At 57.0% G+C, this 258-nt stretch carries 1 pseudogene; it reads left to right on the forward strand.

The window, feature by feature from the left end:
- Positions 1-258 (forward strand): annotated as a pseudogene (locus EOD29_RS32940) (TetR/AcrR family transcriptional regulator); the annotation flags it as partial.

Below are 258 nucleotides of genomic sequence, written 5' to 3' on the forward strand. Positions count from 1 at the left end.
GTCCGAAGCCTATGCGGAGTCGCTCGCAGAAGCGATGCTCAACGTTTTCGATTGCTGGCTGAACACCGACCTCTTCGACGCCAAATTCGAGTTTGCCGTGCGCAGTTGGGCCTTGCAGTCGGACGAACTTCTGGCCGAGGTCCAGCAGGCGGATCAGATCCGGCTGGAGGCGCTCAAACGCATGTTTATACGGTTCGGGTTACCAGAAACGACATCGGATGTCAGAGCGCGGACAACTTACCTCGTTCAGATCGGGTA

It is taken from the genome of Mesorhizobium sp. M1A.T.Ca.IN.004.03.1.1 (genome assembly GCF_003997555.1).
In the GTDB taxonomy this organism is placed as follows: domain Bacteria; phylum Pseudomonadota; class Alphaproteobacteria; order Rhizobiales; family Rhizobiaceae; genus Mesorhizobium.